The 16,896-nt window shown below is 69.2% G+C and carries 14 protein-coding genes and 1 tRNA gene; 6 read left to right on the top strand and 9 right to left on the bottom strand.

Annotation, left to right across the window (positions count from 1 at the left end):
- Positions 1–66: 66 nt before the first annotated feature.
- Positions 67–1,224, bottom strand: a complete 1,158-nt coding sequence (gene tgt / locus MLG_RS06200; protein WP_011628959.1) for a tRNA guanosine(34) transglycosylase Tgt — start codon at positions 1,222–1,224, stop codon at positions 67–69.
- Complete coding sequence (gene queA, locus MLG_RS06195) at positions 1,217–2,254, bottom strand: tRNA preQ1(34) S-adenosylmethionine ribosyltransferase-isomerase QueA (RefSeq protein WP_011628958.1); 1,038 nt, start codon at positions 2,252–2,254, stop codon at positions 1,217–1,219. The genes tgt and queA overlap by 8 nt, the downstream gene beginning before the upstream one ends.
- Before the next feature lie 82 nt (positions 2,255–2,336).
- On the opposite strand from queA, the gene MLG_RS06190 reads away from it, so the two are divergent.
- A tRNA-Leu gene (locus MLG_RS06190) sits at positions 2,337–2,421 on the top strand.
- A 124-nt stretch (positions 2,422–2,545) separates the two neighbouring features.
- Complete coding sequence (locus MLG_RS06185; RefSeq protein WP_011628957.1) at positions 2,546–3,742, top strand: YbfB/YjiJ family MFS transporter; 1,197 nt, start codon at positions 2,546–2,548, stop codon at positions 3,740–3,742.
- 43 nt (positions 3,743–3,785) lie between these two features.
- Here the strand turns inward: MLG_RS06185 and MLG_RS15545 are convergent, their stop codons facing one another.
- The 7 genes from MLG_RS15545 to MLG_RS06150 form a co-directional block, all read right to left on the bottom strand.
- Positions 3,786–4,022: a hypothetical protein gene (locus tag MLG_RS15545; RefSeq protein ID WP_011628956.1), complete on the bottom strand. Its 237-nt coding sequence runs from the start codon at positions 4,020–4,022 to the stop codon at positions 3,786–3,788.
- Complete coding sequence (locus tag MLG_RS06175; RefSeq protein ID WP_011628955.1) at positions 4,019–4,774, bottom strand: competence/damage-inducible protein A; 756 nt, start codon at positions 4,772–4,774, stop codon at positions 4,019–4,021. The genes MLG_RS15545 and MLG_RS06175 overlap by 4 nt, the downstream gene beginning before the upstream one ends.
- On the bottom strand, positions 4,767–7,991 hold the full coding sequence (locus MLG_RS06170) for an efflux RND transporter permease subunit (RefSeq protein ID WP_011628954.1): 3,225 nt from the start codon (positions 7,989–7,991) through the stop codon (positions 4,767–4,769). The genes MLG_RS06175 and MLG_RS06170 overlap by 8 nt, the downstream gene beginning before the upstream one ends.
- A complete protein-coding gene (locus tag MLG_RS06165) occupies positions 7,988–9,244 on the bottom strand; it encodes an efflux RND transporter periplasmic adaptor subunit (RefSeq protein ID WP_011628953.1) in 1,257 nt (418 codons plus the stop codon). Before MLG_RS06165 ends, MLG_RS06170 begins: the two co-directional genes overlap by 4 nt.
- Positions 9,245–9,287: 43 nt before the next feature.
- Positions 9,288–10,268, bottom strand: a complete 981-nt coding sequence (locus MLG_RS06160; protein ID WP_011628952.1) for a YbgA family protein — start codon at positions 10,266–10,268, stop codon at positions 9,288–9,290.
- Positions 10,269–10,367: 99 nt separating this feature from the next.
- The gene (locus MLG_RS06155; protein ID WP_011628951.1) at positions 10,368–11,735 is read right to left on the bottom strand and encodes a glutamate--cysteine ligase; all 1,368 of its coding nucleotides are present in this window, start codon (positions 11,733–11,735) and stop codon (positions 10,368–10,370) included.
- Positions 11,736–11,771: 36 nt separating this feature from the next.
- Positions 11,772–13,292, bottom strand: coding sequence for a bifunctional aminoglycoside phosphotransferase/ATP-binding protein (locus tag MLG_RS06150; protein WP_041718365.1), 1,521 nt, complete (start codon positions 13,290–13,292; stop codon positions 11,772–11,774).
- A gap of 150 nt (positions 13,293–13,442) precedes the next feature.
- Between MLG_RS06150 and MLG_RS06145 the strand changes: the two genes are divergently transcribed.
- The 4 genes from MLG_RS06145 to MLG_RS14785 are packed head-to-tail and all read left to right on the top strand — an operon-like array spanning position 13,443 to position 16,896.
- A complete protein-coding gene (locus tag MLG_RS06145; RefSeq protein ID WP_049753531.1) occupies positions 13,443–14,564 on the top strand; it encodes an MlaE family ABC transporter permease in 1,122 nt (373 codons plus the stop codon).
- Positions 14,561–15,334, top strand: coding sequence for an ABC transporter ATP-binding protein (locus MLG_RS06140; RefSeq protein ID WP_011628948.1), 774 nt, complete (start codon positions 14,561–14,563; stop codon positions 15,332–15,334). The genes MLG_RS06145 and MLG_RS06140 overlap by 4 nt, the downstream gene beginning before the upstream one ends.
- A 1-nt stretch (position 15,335) precedes the next feature.
- Positions 15,336–16,268 (top strand): MlaD family protein, encoded by a 933-nt coding sequence (locus tag MLG_RS06135; protein WP_011628947.1) that lies wholly within the window; start codon positions 15,336–15,338, stop codon positions 16,266–16,268.
- A gap of 1 nt (position 16,269) precedes the next feature.
- Positions 16,270–16,896 (top strand): ABC-type transport auxiliary lipoprotein family protein, encoded by a 627-nt coding sequence (locus MLG_RS14785; protein ID WP_011628946.1) that lies wholly within the window; start codon positions 16,270–16,272, stop codon positions 16,894–16,896.

Raw genomic sequence — 16,896 nt, 5'->3', positions numbered from 1 at the left:
GTCAGACACGACCCGCACCCAGACTGTCCGTTACCGTGCCCCACACCGGCCGTTCACCTCCACCGGTCAGCGGGGCACTGCCGGGGCCGGCGGCACCGCCTGCCCGCGCAAGGCATAGAAGGTCTCCATAAAGGCGCCCAGGCGCCCTTCGGCAATGGCCTCGCGCAGGCCGCGCATCAGCGTCTGGTAATAGTGCAGATTGTGAATGGTGTTCAGCCGGGCGCCGAGGATCTCGTTGCACTTGTCCAGGTGCCGCAGGTAGGCCCGGGAATAGTGGCGGCAGGTGTAGCAGTCACAGTGCGGATCCAGCGGGCCGGTATCACGGGCATGCCTGGCGTTACGCAACCGGATCAGCCCCTCGTGGGTGTAGAGGAACCCGGTACGGGCGTTGCGGGTGGGGATCACGCAATCGAACATATCCACCCCCCGGCGGACCGCCTCGACAATGTCCTCCGGCTTGCCGACCCCCATCAGGTACCGCGGTCGGTCCTGCGGAAGCTGCAGCGCCAGGCTGTCCAGCACCGCCACCCGCTCCTCGTGCGGCTCCCCCACCGAGAGGCCGCCGATGGCGTAGCCGTCGAAACCGATCGCCTGCAGCCCCTCCAGGGACTGGCGTCGAAGCTCCGGGTACATCCCACCCTGGACGATACCAAACAGCGCCGCGGGGTTGTCGCCGTGGGCCTGCTTACTGCGAGCCGCCCAGCGCAACGACAGTTCCATGGAGCGCCGCGCCGTCGCCAGGTCGGCCGGATAGGGGGTGCACTCGTCGAAGATCATGACGATGTCCGAACCCAACTCGCGCTGCACCGCCATGGACTCCTCCGGCCCCATGAAGACCTTCGAGCCGTCGACCGGGGAGCGGAAATGGACCCCGTCCTCGGTGATCTTGCGCAGCTCCCCCAGGCTGAAGACCTGGAAGCCGCCGGAGTCGGTGAGGATCGGGCCCTGCCAGTGGCAGAAGTCGTGCAGATCGCCGTGCTCGCGGATAATCCCTGTGCCGGGGCGCAACCACAGGTGGAAGGTGTTGCCCAGGATGATCTGAGCCCCCATGGCCTGCAGCTCCTCCGGGGTCATCGCCTTTACCGTGCCGTAGGTGCCCACCGGCATGAACGCCGGGGTGTCGATCTCGCCCCGGGGCAGCGTCACCCGGCCGCGCCGGGCCAGTCCGTCCTCGGCGATGAGGGCAAAATCCAGACGCTCAGCAATCGGTGGCTGATCACTCATCGGCGGCCCCCGCGGCTATGAACATGGCGTCCCCATAGCTGAAAAAACGGTAGCGCTGCGCCACCGCGTGGCGGTAGGCGGCGAGCACCCGCTCGCGCCCGGCGAAGGCACTGACCAGCATCAGCAGTGTGGAGCCAGGCAGGTGGAAGTTGGTGACCAGGGCATCCACCGCATGGAACCGGTGACCCGGGTAGATGAAGATATCCGTCTCGCCCTGGTAGGGCTGCACCGCACCGTCCTGCGCCGCGGTCTCCAGCGCCCGGACCACGGTGGTGCCCACCGCCACCACCCGGCCACCGCGGCCCCGGGCACGCTCGATGGCGGCGCAGGTGGCCGGGGGCACATCCAGCCATTCGCTGTGCATACGGTGCTCTCGGGGGTCGCTGACCCGCAGTGGGGCAAAGGTCCCGGAGCCGACGTGCAGGGTGACCCAGGCGGTATCCACCCCGCGGGCGCCGATTCGCGCCAGCAGCTCATTGTCAAAGTGCAGGCCGGCGGTGGGCGCGGCCACCGCCCCGGGCCTGCGGGCGAACACGGTCTGGTAGCGTTCGCGGTCGGCGGCCACATCGGCGCGCCGGATGTAGGGCGGCAAGGGCATGTGGCCGTGGTGTTCCAAAAGCTCGAGCACGGTCTGCTCGGCGGTGAAGCGCAGGGTGAAGAACTCGCCCTCGCGGCCGGTCACCTCCGCCGCCACCCCGCCCTCAAGGGTCAGCACCGTGCCGGGCGCCGGCACCTTGCTGGCCCGGAGCCGGGCCAGCACCCGATGGCGGTCCAGCGGGCGTTCCACCAGGACCTCCACCCGGCCCCCGGTGGGCTTGTGGCCGAACAGCCGTGCCGGGATCACCCGGGTGTCGTTCAGGACCAACAGGTCCTCCGGGCGCAGCAGGTCAACCAGGTCCGGGAAGCGGCGGTCGGCGACGGCGCCGGTATCCCGGTCCAGGCACAGCAGCCGGCTGTCGCGGCGCTGCTCCGGCGGGTGGTGGGCGATCAACGCCTCGGGCAGATCGAAAGAAAAGTCATCCACGTGCATGGCGCGGGATGTTACCAGATGCGCCCGGAAGACGGCTGAAAATTGATTGCGGCCGGCACCGGCCGTATACTGTTCAGCCGCTGCCGCCCTGGTGAAATTGGTAGACACGAGGGACTCAAAATCCCTTGCCTTCGGGCGTCCCGGTTCGAGTCCGGGGGGCGGCACCAGCTTTTCCCGCCGGCACGGCACCCTGTTGGACATCCCCCGATCCCCCAAGGAGGACCGTGTGCGCAAGCGGCGCCATCCCCATTCCGGTGTCCCCTGTGCCCCCGTTCCGCGCCGTTCGCCCCCATGCGGCTGATCCCCCTGCCCCTGCTCCGCCTGGCCCTGGCCGGATTAGCCGCCACGCTGGTGGGCGTGGGGCTGGCCCGCTTCGCCTACGCCCCACTGATCACGCCGATGGTGGAGCAGGGCTGGTTCAGCGCTACCCAGACGGCCTGGCTGGGCGCGGCGAACCTACTCGGCTACCTGGTGGGGGCGCTGGCCGGGGCACCCCTGGCCCGGCGCTTCGGTGGCGGCCGGGTGATCCGCCTGAACCTGATCCTCACCACGGCCGCCCTGGCCGCCTGCCTGTGGCCGGCCCCGTTCGCCTGGTTCGCCTTCTGGAGGGGGCTGGCCGGGGCCAGTGGCGCCATTCTGATGGTGGTGGCGGTCTCCGAGGCACTGGGCCGGACACCGGCCCGCCACCGGCCCGCGGTGGGCGCGGTGATGTTCAGCGGCATCGGCATCGGGGTGGCGTTCTCCGGGATGGTGGTGCCCGGCATGGCCGGCGCCCACGCCGCCATGGGCTGGGCGACACTGGCGGGGGCCGCCCTGCTCGCCACCGTGTTGAGCCTGCGCACCTGGTCCCGGCCGGCCCGGACCAACGGCGGAGACGAGGCCCCGAAACCGCGCTGGCAACCGCGCCGCTACAGCGACCGGACCGCTGTCCTGCTGCTGGCCGCCGGCTACTGCCTGGTGGCGGTGGGTTACATCCCGCACACGGTGTTCTGGGTGGATTACCTGGCGCGGGAGGTGGGCCTGGGGCTGGACCGGGCCAGCGCCTACTGGACCCTGTTCGGGCTGGGTGCCCTGATCGGTGCGCTATTGGCCGGGGCCGCCGCACGGCGCTTCGGCTTCGCGCCCGCCCTGGCCGCCACGCTCGGGCTGATGGGTCTGGCCACCCTCCTGCCCTCGGTCTGGCCCTTCGGGCCGGTCCTGTTTGGATCGTCACTGTTCATGGGCGCCACCACACCGGGGATGGTGGTGTTGGTCTCCGGGCGTCTGAGTGAGCTCTGCCCGCCAGGCCACCAGGCCCGGCTCTGGGGGCGTTTGACCGCTGCTTTCGCGCTGACCCAGGCGGCGGCCGCCTGGGCGCACTCGATGCTCTTTACCTGGAGCGGCAGCTACCGCCCCCTGCTCTGGCTTGGCGGCGCCGCCCTGCTGGTGGCGGCCGGGCTGGCGGTGCGGGCGGCGTGGCCACACCGCCGGCGCACCGCTGCCCGATGACCGGCGGCGACGCGGTCATCGGGCCATCCGCCCAGGCACGGCCTCAGCCGTCGTCCGCCGGGCGCCGGCGGGCCAGCCCCCAGAGCACCACCGGCAGCAGCACCGCCGCCAGCAGGGCCATCACCCCCAGGTAATCCCCCGGACTGCCCAGCGCCGCCTCCCCGTGGCCCAATACGCCCAGCAGCCCGTTGCCCAGCAGCACCACGGTCACCACCAGGCAGGCCGCGCAACCAACGGCGAAGAGCGCCGCCACCAGCCAGTCCGCCGGCCGCAGCCTCACTCCCGCACCTCGTAGCCCAGCGCCTCCACCCCGGTGCGTAGCTCGTGCATGGCCGGCGCCACCCGGTGCCCCTCGCCGCGCAGGCCCAGCTCCACCTCAAAGCCCTGCGCATCCGATTTGGGCAGGCAGGAGAGGCGCAGATCCGGATAGCGCGCCACAAACGCCTCCATCAGCGGGATCAGGTCGCCCTCACGGGCACCGGGCACGCGAAGGGTCTGCTGTACCCGCACCCCCGGCGCGTGCCAGCGGGCATAGTGATGGTCCAGCACCCACGCCACCATTGGCCAGGCCATCTTCGGAAACCCCGGCACAAAGTGATGGTGCCGGATGGAGAACCCAGCCACCCGGTTGACCGGATTGGGGATCAGCTCCGCCCCCTCGGGGAACTCAGCCATGCGCAACCGCTGGGCGGTGGCGCGCTCGCCAAACTGTTCGCGGATCTCCCGCTCACCCTCGGGGTGCAGCACCAGCGGAAGCCCCAGTGCCGCTGCGGCGCACTGCCGGGTGCGGTCGTCCGGGGTGGCACCGATGCCACCGAAGCTGAACACCACATCGCCCGAGGCGAACGTCTGCTGGAGGTTCTCGGTGAGCAGCGCCGGGTCGTCGCCGACGATGCGGGCCCATGACAGCTCCAGGCCCCGCGCCTCCAGGCGCTCGATGACCGCCGCCATATGCTTGTCCTGACGACGGCCGGAGAGCAGCTCATCGCCGATGATCAGAATGCCGAAGCGAGGGGTACCCTGCTCAGCCATGGTCTGTTGCCTCCCGGAAACGATTGGCGTCCCCCTGCAGGCGCTCCGCGGCACGCTCATAGACGGACAACATGGCGGGCACCAGGAACAGCACCAGCAGGGTCGCCCCCGCCAGCCCGCCGGCGATGGAGACCGCCATGGGGATCAGGAACTGGGCCTGCACCGAGGTCTCGAACAGCAGCGGGACCAGCCCGCCGATGGTGGTCAGCGAGGTCAACAGCACCGGCCGGAGCCGCTGGCGCGAGGCCTCCAGGAGGGCCTCGTCGGCGGCCATCCGGGCCTGCTCCCGCAACTGGCGATAGAACACCACCAGGATAATGGAGTTGTTGACCACGATACCGGTCAGGCCGAACAGCCCGAACAGGGACAGGATAGTGAGATCCAGCCCCATCAGCCAGTGGCCCAGGAACGCCCCCACCAGGCTGAAGGGGATCACCGCCATCACCACCAGTGGCCAGCCGTAGGAGCCGAAGATCCAGGCCAGAATGATGTAGATGAGGGTGAGTGCCAGCACCAGACCCGCCCGCATGTCGGCCAGGGTCTCCTCCTGGTCCTGGGCCCGCCCGCCGAAGCGGTACTCCAGACCGTGGCGGGCCGCCAGCTCGGGCAGCACCCGCGCCTCCAGATCGGCCAGGATGCGGTTGGCGTTGGCGACACTGGCATCCACGTCCGCGGTCACCGTCACCGCCTGGCGCGCGTCCACATGGCGCAGGGCCTCAAAGCCGCGGCGGCTGTCGAGCACCGCCACACTGTCCAGCGGCACCGCCCCGCCCTCGGGCAACTGCACTCGGAAGTCGGAGAGCGCCGCCAGGCCGCGCCGCTCCTCCTCGTCCAGGCGCACCCGCACCTCTACCTCGTCCCGCCGCTCATGGAAGATCTGCACCAGCTCCCCCAGGTAGGTGGCACGCAGCTGACTACCGATCTCGGCCACGTCCAGACCCAACGCGCGCCCCTCGTCGGTGAGGCTGTAGACCCACTGCTCCTGGCCCCACGGCAGGTCGTCGCTGATGGCGGAGACCCCGGTGTAACTGGCCAGCGCGTCCTGTAATGCCTCGGAGGCGGCCTTCAACCGTTGCACATCGGGTCCGATCAGCCGGATATCCAGGTCATCGCCGGGCGGCCCGGCCATGCGCTCCTGCACCACCAACCGTTCGAGCCCCGCGGCCTCCGGCACGCGCTCGCGCCAGGCGGCCATGAACTCGCGATTGGAGACCGTGCGGGCATCCGGCGAGACCAACTCGGCCATGATGGCGCCGTAATGATCCCCCCGGTCCTGAGTGCCGGCACCGTCGCTCTGCTTCTTGCCCACGTAGACCAGGTGCCCCCGAAGCAGATCACCGCCCAGGGCCTCCTCGGCCCCCAGCAGGGCCTGCTCCAATTCGCCCAGGTAGGCCTCGGTCCGCTCGCGTGGGGTGCCCGCGACGAAGCTCACGTTGCCGTAAAGGATGGTCCCCTCCACGGTGGGGAAGAAGGTGAAGGCGATCCGCCCCCCGGCCACCAGGCCCACAGAGCCGATCAGCAGCGCGATGCCCACGGCAATGGTGGTCCAGCGGAAGGCGATCGCCCGGCGCACGGCCGGAATGAAGTAGCGGTCGCGGAAGGTATCGAAGGCGCCGTCGATACGCCGGCGGACCGGACCGGGCCCGGGCGGCCCCGTCCGGCCGCCAGCCTCCGCTGCAGGCTGTCTCCGCTGCCGGCGAAGCAGGCGCCAGATCCGTCCGGACCAGCCGCCGTCGGCCCGCTGCATGGCCTCAAAGGAGCGCCGCAGGTGGCCTGGCAACACCAGGAAGGCCTCCACCAGCGACGCCAGGATGACGCAGACCACCACCAAGGGGATATCGAACAGGATATTGCCGATCACACCGCCCACGGCCATCAGTGGCAGGAAGGCGGCCACGGTGGTCAGCGAGGAGGCGATCACCGGCGGGAACATACGCCGGGCACCGCCCTCCGAGGCCTGGAAGGGGCTCTCGCCGCGCTGGTAGTGGGAGAGCCCGTCCTCGCCCACGACGATGGCGTCATCGACGATGATACCCAGGGTCATGATCAGTGCGAACAGGCTGATCATATTGATGCTGCCGCCGACCAGCCAGAGCACGGTCAGGGCGGCCAGAAAGGAGGCCGGGATGCCCACGGTGACCCAAAAGGCCACCCGCCCCGAGAGGAAGATGAACAGGATGCCCACCACCAGAATCAGCCCGCCCAGGCCGTTCTTTACCAGCAGGCCGATGCGCTCGCTGATCAGTTCCCAGGATTCATCGAAGACCTGCAGTTCCACACCGGGCGGCAGCGTGGGCCGGGTTTCCGCCACCCACTCCTCGAGGATACGGGCGCTGTCCAGGGCGTCCTCCTGCTCGGCCCGCTCCAGCAGCAGTTCCACCGCCGGCCGGCCCTGGAAATAGACCTCGACCTCCCGGTCACGGGGCAGGCGTTCCACCCGTGCGATGTCGCCGAGCAGGATGTTACGACCGTCGATGGCGAGTTGCAGGTTCTCGAACTCCGCCACGCTGCGCCGCTGCTCCAGACTGCGCAACTGGCGGGCGACGTCGGCCTCGCCCACCTCGCCGGCGGGCAGATCCCGGCTCTGACTGGCGATCAGACCGGCGAAGCGGTCGAAGGAGAGCCCCAGGTCCAGCAACCGCTCATTGCGGGTGGTGATGCGGATCTCCTCCGCCGGCAGGCCGGTGACCTGCACCCGCGCCACCCCACTCTGCAGCAGGCTCTCCTCCAGGCTGCGGGCGAGGCCGCGCAGTTCATCGGGTTGCACCTCGCCGGTGAGCAGCACCCGGGCGATGGGGTCATAGCGGGTGATGCGGTTGATGGTGGGGGTTTCCGAGTCCGGAGGCAGATTGCGCACCCGACCCACCCGTTCCTTGGCGTCCTCCACCGCCTGGGCCATGTCGGTGCCCTCGGCAAACTCCAGGGTGATCACCGCTATCCCCTCGGCGGAGGTGGAGACCATCTCCCGCAGGCCGTCCAGGTCCCGCAGCTCATCCTCCAACGGGCGGGTGATGCCGTCGGCCACGTCCTCGGCGGTGGCGCCCTGCCACTCCACCTCAACGTTGACAATGTCCAGCTCGAAGTTGGGGAAGAACTGGGTATTGAGCTGGGTGACAGAGTACAGCCCGCCGACCACCATCAGGATCAGCACCAGGTTGGCGGCCACCGGGTGGCGGGAAAACCAAGCCAGGCCGCCGGCGCGGTCGCCGCGGATCACGGTGCCTCACTCCCCAGATCGCGCACCCGCAGCCCGTCCATGGCCCGCGGAATCTGGGTGACCACCACCCGGGTGCCCGCGGTCAACTCCGGGCTGCGCACCAGCATCCCGCGCCGGCCGTCGGGCAGCGGCGCCTCGCCCAGCCGCTCCACCTCCACCGCGCGCATGCGCCCCTCCTCCAGCCGGTAGACCCGCCGGGTCCCGTATAGGGCCTCAAAGGGCAGGACCACCGCATCGGGCTCCACCGGCAGCATGGCCTCCAGGGCGACGAAACGGCCCAAGGGCAGGTCCTCCCCCCCCTCGGTGACCCGGAACAGCGCGGTCACGCCCCCCTCTCCCCGGTCGGAACGACCGCCAAGCCGGTCCAGTTCCAGGCGCAGGGGCTCGGCATCCACCACCGCCGTTGCAGACAACGGCGTCCCCAACGCCAACACCCGGCGGATTGGGCCGATCCGGCCGGCGGGCAGATGGGCCCGCACCTCCAACGCCCCGCTGTCATAGACTTCGACCAGCGGCTCCCCGGGGCGAACGCGGTCCCCCGGGCTGACGCTCACCTCTGCCACCCGCCCGGCGAAGGGGGCGCGCACAGTGGTGCGGCCCAGGTCGCGGGCAAGCCGGTCATGCAGGGCCTCGGCCCGGTCCAGCCGGGCCGCCAACTGGGCCAGACGACTCTCCGCCGAATCCACGGCGAGCCGGCGGCTGCTCACCGCCATGCGCTGCTGCGCCAGCTCCCGGCGGGCCCCATCCAGGTCCGAGCCGGAGGCCAGATCGCGGTCGGCAAGCCGCTGTACGCGCCCCAGCTCCCGTTCGGCGATGGCCTCCAGCTCCCGTTCGCTGGCCAGTTCCCGCCGGTCGGCCTCAATCTGGTGCTCCTCCAGGGCGAGCTGGGCCTGGAGTTCGTTGATCTCCGCCCTCTGCTCCCGGACCTGCAGCTCCAGATCGGTCCCGTCCAGTTGCACCAGCCGCTCACCGGCCGCCACCCGGCGTCCCTCGCGCGCCGACACCTCGATCACGTCCGCCTCCACCGCCGCGGTCAGCGCACTGGTGCGCGGCGATTCCAGATGGCCGGAGAGACGCAGGCGCGGCGCCACCGGGGCCGGCGTCACGACGGTGCTGTCCACCGTCCAGGCCGGTTCTTCCACCGGTTGCGGTTCGGTCTCCGGGGCGGTGGCGCGCAGACCGATAAACAGGGCCACCCCGGCGGCAATCACCAGGGGCGGCAGCAGAAACTGTAAGATCTTGTTACCGATCACTGCATCGTCGTCCTTGTACCGGCCGTCGGGTCAACAGCCCGGGTTAGATGGCGTTCCACAGCCCCAGGCCCGCCGGCTGCCAGTGCAGATAGAGCTGTCGCTCGACGTAGGGCTCGGGATGCTTGCGAAAGTGGTGCCGCAGCAGGGTCACAGGCACGATCAGCGGCACCCGCCCCTCCCGGTAGTCGTGGATCAGCTCCACCGCCTCGGCCTTCTCGTCGCTCTCCAGGGTGCGCTTGAGGTAGCCCAGCAGGTGGAAGAGCACATCGGTGTGCCGCCGCCGGGTGGCCTTGTGCCTCAGCGTGCGCATGAACGACGCCCCGTAGGCCTCCGTGATCCGCTCCAGATTTCCGTGGCCGGCCTGGGCCACCAGTCGTCCCATCTCCCGCAGGCCCTGACGGCCGTGTGCCATCAGGATGAGCTTGTGCGCGGTGTGAAAGTCGACCAACCGTTCCGCCGTCACCCCCTCGGCCAGGAGGGTCTGCCAGCGGTGGTAGGCGTAGACCCGGCCGATGAAGTTCTCGCGCAGGACCGGGTCGTTAAGCCGGCCCTCCTCCTCCACGGGTAGTAGTGGATTGGCCTCGGTGATGGCCTGGGCGTAGAGCCCGCGACCGGTCGCGGAGGGCGCTCTGCCCGACTCGCCGTAGACCTTCACCCGGAACAGCCCGCAACTGGGGGACTTGCTCTTGAAGATGTAGCCACTGATGTAATCGAGCTCACCGGCCATGCGCTCGCCGTAGGCGCGCAACGGCGCTGTGACGTCCACGCGCGGATCCCGCACCCCGACCGCCCGCGGTCGCTCCGGGTCACCGGCGAGCCGAATGGGTGGCCGTGGCACACCCAGCCCGATTGCCACCTCCGGACAGACGGGGCGGAAGTCGAAATACGCGGCCAGGATATCAGTGATGAAAGCGCTGCGCTTGTGGCCCCGATCATAGCGCACCGGCTCCCCCAGCAGGCAGGAGCTGATCCCAACGGGGATCTTGGTGTGGTCACGGGGCGGCATAAAGCTGGCCTGGCTCATTGGGATCCCTCCGGACCTAACTGTACAATACCTGTACAAGCCTATGCCCGGTGCGGCCCCGTGACAATCCCCCCGTGACCGATGGGCCCCTGGATCGGGCTAATAAGCAAACTCCCGGAACACCGGGGCCACATCCTGTTGCCAACGCCCCGCCCACGCCTCCAGCAATTCCTCCGCCGGGGTACGGCCGCTCTGGGCGATCCCGTCCAACAGGTCGAGGAAGTGCGCCTCGTCACGGCCGCGCCGGTCCAGCCACGCCCGATCGGCCAGGCCGCGACGGCTGATGGCGAGCACCTCCAGCGCCACCTCGCGCAGGGTGCCGCCGCGGAACCGGGTCGCCAGCCCCTCCCTCGGCACCTGCTCGCGCAGGGCGCTGATCTCCTCCACACTCCAGTCCGCGATCAACTGCAGCGCCTCATCCAAGGCCCGATCGCTGTAGAGCAACCCGACCCAGAACGCCGGCAGGGCACAGAGCCGCCCCCAGGGACCGCCGTCGGCACCGCGCATCTCGATAAAGCGCTTCATGCGCACCTCCGGGAAGAGCGTGGACAGGTGGTCTTCCCAGTCGCTCATCCGCGGGTACTCGCCGGGCAGCCCCGGCAGACGGCCGCACATGAAGTCGCGGAACGACTGGCCGGCGACGTCGATATACCGGCCGTCGCGGTAGACAAAGTACATCGGCACGTCCAGCACATGCTCCACGTAGCGCTCAAAGCTCATGCCCTCATCGAAGACGAAGGGGAGCATGCCGCAGCGATCGTTGTCGGTGTCGGTCCAGACGTGACTGCGGTAGCTGAGCAGGCCGCTGGGCCGGCCCTCGACAAAGGGTGAGTTCGCGAACAGCGCGGTGGCCAGCGGCTGCAGGGCCAATCCCACCCGGAATTTGTGCACCATATCGCGCTCGGAGCTGAAATCGAGGTTCACCTGCACGGTGCAGGTGCGCAGCATCATATCGAGCCCCAGGGTGCCGACCTTGGGCATGTAGTTGCGCATCACCGCGTAACGCCCCTTGGGCATCCAGGGGATGTCCTCGCGGCGGGCCGTGGGATGGAAACCGAGCCCGATCATGCCCAAATCCAGCTCCCGCGCCACCTCGTCCACCTGGCGCAGGTGCTCCTGCACCTCGCGGCAGGACTGATGGATATTCTCCAGGGGGGCGCCGGAGAGCTCCAGCTGGCCACCGGGCTCCAGGGTGATGCTGCCCTTGTCCTTCTTCAGGGCAATAATGTGCTCGCCCTCGTGCACCGGGGCCCAGCCAAACCGCTGCAGGCGGGCCAGAAACTGGCCGATGCCGCGCTCGCCCTGGTAAGGCACGGGGCTCAGGTCCCCGCGGTGAAACACGAACTTTTCGTGCTCGGTACCGATTCGCCAATCCTCTGGCGGTTTGCAGCCGGCGGCGACCCAGTCCACCAGCGCCTGTTTGCGGGTGACCGGCTCTGCCACTGCCGCCTCGTCGGGTGCGGACATTTACAACGTCTCCATGGGGTGTTGGGTGACGGTCGGTCAACCGTCCGTTCGGACCACCTCCGCCACCGCCGCCTCGGCTTCGCTCAGCGGCTCGTAGTCCGCCAGCTGGTGCTCGAGGACGGTGAGGGTGGCGTCGGAGGCATCGCCACCGGCATCAGCACGGGCCTTGACCCGCTCCCGCAGCACCTCCGGCCGGGCCTGCACGGCGAGGATGCGGAAGTCGCACTCCAACTCCTCAGCCAGGTCACGGAAGGCCTGCCGGTGCCGGGGGTCGAGGAAGGCGGCGTCCACCACCACCGACCAGCCGGCCTCCAGCATCTCCCGGGCCAATCCTTCCAGATGACTGTAGGTACGCTCGGTGGCCTCAGCGGTGTACAACCCCTGCTCGGGCTCATCGTCCCGGCGCGCATCCGGGCTCAGGCCGAACAACCGCTTGCGCTCCACGTCCGAGCGCAGGCGCAGATGGCCCTCGGCGGCCACCAGCTCACCGGCCACGCGGGTCTTGCCGGCCCCGGACAGGCCATGGGTGATGACCAGCTCGGGGCGGCGAAGCTGGGTGTAGCGCTGGGCCAGGGCCATGTAGTCGGTCACCCGCTGGCGCGCCGCCTGGCGGGCATCGCTGCCCGCCTCCGCCTGGCTGGCCATGAAGCCGTTGATCTTGGCGCGCACCATGGCCCGATAGGCCGCATAGAAGCGCAGCAGGCGGACCATGCCGTAGTCGCCGGTGTGTTCGAGGTAGGCGTTCAGGAACCGGTGGCGGTGATCACTGGCGCCGCGGTGGTCCAGGTCCATGATCACAAACGCCACCTCGTTGGCGACGTCGATCCAGCGCAGGTAGGGCTCGAACTCGATGGCGTCAAAGACAATCACCTGGCCCTCATGCCAGGCGATGTTACCCAGGTGCAGGTCCCCGTGGCACTCGCGCACAAATCCGCCCTGGAACCGGCTGTCTATCAGCTCTTCCAGTTCATCCCCCTGCGCCTGGGTCCAGGCCTCCAGGGCGTCCAACGCGGCCGGGTCGGCCCCGGCCGCCTCCAACCCCCGCAGCTGCTCGAAATTCTGGAGCATGGGCGCGAGCACCGAATCCACCGAGCCGTAATCGGTATCCGGCCCCGCCCCGGGGATCTCGGCATGGAACTCGGCCACCACCCGCGCCAGGTCCTCCATGACCGTCACCGGCAGTTCTCCGCGCTCGAGCCGGGCATCCATCAGGGCCGACTGGGGGAAACGGCGCATCAGCACCCCCCACTCCAGCGGCTCGCCGTCACCCTCCAGCGCCGGCGCGTCGGCACGGCCGGTTATGGGCACCGCGCGCAGATACCAATCGGGCGCGAGCCGGCTGTTCAGACGCACCTCTTCCTCGCAGCACCAGGCCCGTCGCTCCAGGGTGCTAAAGTCCAGAAAGCCCAGATCCAGCGGCTTTTTGATCTTCAGCACATGGTCTCCAGCCAGAAAAACGGTGGAGATGTGGGTCTCTATGACCTCCACGCCTTCCGCCGGCCAGGGGTAGACCCGGGGGTTCCGCAGCGCCGCAAGTAACTCTGCCTGTGTCTCCATGGCATCACTGCCGTTGCTCACTTCACACCTCTAGCGATAACTTACCCGTGCGAATGGTAGCACCAAAGGGCCTCCCAAGGGTGCCCCCACCGGTGGGGCGCCGGCCGCCCCAACGACCAAGGCAGGGACACTGAGGCAGTGACCAGGGACATGCAAGCACAAACGGCCGGGCTGAGTTGGGATGAGGTCCGAGGGCTCATCCAATGCAGCGGTGACTGGACCCGCACGGGCCTGACCCGGTTGGCCGGCCAGGACCTGCGCACATTGCCACCGCCACGAACCGGGGGCTGGACCCTGGATGCCAGCGCCATGGGCAGGCTGGACCTGACCGGTGCCCGGCAGTTGCACCGGCTGCAGGAGCGACTGCGCGAGCGCGGCGACAGCGTGAGGCTGGGGGAGGAGCGCCCGGAGCACATGGACGGCCTGCTCGCCTTCACCGAGCGTGCGGTCAGTGAACGCCGCCCGCCCCCGCCGCCGCCGGGGCCCTTGGAGCGCCTGGGCCGGCAGACGGTGATCCGGCTCGGGCACTTCTGGGCGTTCCTGGCGTTCATCGGGGAGATCGCCCTGGAGGCCCTGCCCCGCCTCCTCCGCCCTTGGACGATTCGCTGGAAACAGCTCTCCGCGGAGATCCAGAAGGCCGGGGTCCAGGCGCTGCCGATCATCGGCCTGCTCGCCTTTCTCACCGGCCTGGTGATCGCGTACCAGGGCGGTGACACCCTGGAGCGTTACGGCGCCAACATCTTCCTGGTGGAGCTGGTCAGCGTGACTATGCTGCGGGAGATGGCCCCCATGCTCACCGCCATCGTGGTGGCCGGGCGCACCGGCTCCTCGTGGGCGGCACAACTGGGCACTATGAAGATCACCGAGGAGATCGACGCCCTGCGTACCCTGGGCATCAGCCCCTTCGACATGCTGATCCTGCCGCGGCTGATGGCCCTGATGGTGGTGCTGCCGTTGCTCACCATCTATGCCGACGTCCTGGGCATTCTCGGCGGCATGCTGGTGGCCGACCTGATGTTCGGCGTGGCCATGCACGACTTTATCAACCGCCTGCCGGAGGCCATCGCCACCTCCCACCTCTGGGTCGGCCTCGTCAAAGCGCCGGTGTTCGCACTGATCATCGTCGGCATCGCCTGCTTCCAGGGGATGCGGGTCAAGGGCAGTGCCGAGAGCGTCGGCCGAGCCACCACCATCACGGTGGTGCAGGCCATCTTCCTGGTCATTGTCACCGACGCCGTCTTCTCCATCCTGTTCAACCTGGTGGGGCTATGAGCGCTATCCCGGGCGACATCGCGGTGGCGGTCTCCGGCCTGGAAAACCGCTTCGGCAGTACCACGGTGCACCAGGACCTGGATCTGCAGGTCCGGCGGGGCGAGATCCTCGGCCTGGTGGGCGGCAGCGGCTCGGGCAAGACGGTATTGCTGCGCAGCATGCTGTTGTTGCACCGCCCCCAGGCCGGGGAGATCCACCTGCTGGGGACCCCCACCCGGTCCCTCGGTCGGGGCGAGGAGAAGGCCCTGCGCCAGCGCATGGGCGTGCTCTTCCAACAGGGGGCGCTGTTTACCGGGCTCACCGTCAAGGAGAACGTCAGCCTGCCGCTCTGGGAACACACCCGGTTCGATGCCGCCACGGTCGAGGACCTGGCGATGCTGAAGATCCAACTTGCGGGGTTCCCGCTGGATGCGGCTCACCTTTACCCCAGCGAACTGAGCGGCGGCATGGTGAAGCGCGCCGCCCTGGCCCGCGCCCTGGCGTTGGACCCGGAGCTGCTCTTTCTCGACGAGCCCACCGCCGGACTGGACCCGGTCAGTGCCGGCGCCTTTGACGAACTGATCGCGGAATTGCACAAGCTGCTGGGGCTTACGGTTATCATGGTCACCCACGACATGGATGCCCTTTGGGCCACCACCCACCGGGTGGCCTTTCTGGGCGACCGCCGGGTCCTGGCCGTGCAGCCCATCGAGCAGCTTGCGCGCAATGACCACCCGCTGATCAAGGCCTACTTCGGTGGATCGCGCACCGCCGCCTGGAGGGACCGCTGACATGGAAACCCGCGTGAGCTACGCCCTGGTTGGGCTGTTCGTCATCCTGCTCACCCTGGCCATCATCGGCGCCGGGCTCTATCTCGGTGGCGACATCCGGACCCAGCCTCATACCGACTATGCCGTCTACATGGATGAGTCGGTGGCCGGGCTCAATGTCAGCGCCCCCGTTCGTTACCGCGGCGTGGACGTGGGCCGGGTCCAGGCCATCACCCTCAACCCCCGGCATCCGGACGAGGTCCGCATCGTCATCTCCGTCGAGGAGCGGGTCCCCATCGGCCGGGAGACCGTGGCCACGCTCCGTTCCCAGGGGTTGACCGGGATCTCCTTCATCGAGCTTAGTGGCAGCACCACCGACCCCGTCACGCCGCAACCGCGCGCCGGCGATGACCTGCCCGCCCTCCGCACCGTCCCCTCCTTCGGCAGCCGCCTGGAGCAGACGGTGGACGAGGCTTTGGGTGTGATGCGGGTGGTGGCCGACGAGGTGCGCGACCTCCTGCGCGAGGAGAATCGCGAGCGCGTGGCCCGGCTGCTCCAGAACGCCAACGTGCTGGTCGCCAACCTGGCCGAGGGCAGCGAGGACCTGGACCAGACCATGGTTCGGTTCAACCAACTGCTCGACCAGGGCAATGAGGCCGCCGCGCGGCTGCCGGAGAGCATGGACCGGCTCGACGACACCCTGGCGCGCTGGGCGCGGCTGGCCGACGACCTGGGCCGGACCGGTGACACCCTGGACGCCCTGGCCAGCCGGGGCGAGACCACCCTTATCGATGTCAATCAGACCCTGATCCCCGAACTGGGCACCCTGATGTACGAGATGCGCCGGTTGTCACAGGATCTGGAACGGACCCTGGAGGACTTCAGCGACGAGCCGCAGATGCTGATCTACGGCCGCCAACCCATCGCCCCGGGCCCCGGAGAGGAGACGCGCTGACATGACCCGCTGCCTGACGGCCCTGATTGCCGCCCTGACCCTGGCCCTCAGCCTGAACGCCTGCGGCCTCGCGTTGCCGGGCCCGGCCGAGTCGCCGCGTACCTACAGCCTGACCTGGGCGCCCAGCGAGGCCCCGGGCGGATCCGAACCCCTGGCGGGCGCCGTGCGGGTGATGGCAACCCAGGCGGCGCCCGGCTACACCAGCAGTGCCATGCGCTACCGCCGCGATGACTGGGAACTGCAACGTTTCGCCCACCACCAGTGGGTGGAGCCCCCGGCGCGGATGCTCACTCCGGCGCTGGTCGCAGTGCTGGAGCACGACGGCCCGTTCCGCCAGGTGATTCACGGCCCCACCGTGGTCGACGCCCCCTTGCGCCTGCACACGGAGCTGAAACGCCTGGAACACCGCTTCGAGCACGACGAGGACGCCGGCCGGGTGGTGTTAACATTGCGCATCCAGCTGCTGGACAGCGAGGCCGGCGAGGTGCTCACCACCCGCCGTTTCCACGCCGAGGTGACCGCCGAACGGCGCCACCCGGTGGCCGGCGCCAAGGCCGCCAACCGGGCCCTGGCCGAACTGCTCCCGCAGATCACCGACCACCTGAGAACCGCCCTGGAAGAACGCTGA

The sequence above is a fragment of the Alkalilimnicola ehrlichii MLHE-1 genome, from assembly GCF_000014785.1.
Classification (GTDB): Bacteria; Pseudomonadota; Gammaproteobacteria; order Nitrococcales; family Halorhodospiraceae; genus Alkalilimnicola; species Alkalilimnicola ehrlichii.
The sequence above is the reverse complement of the archived record's forward strand: the minus strand, read 5'-3'. Positions and strand labels throughout refer to the sequence as shown.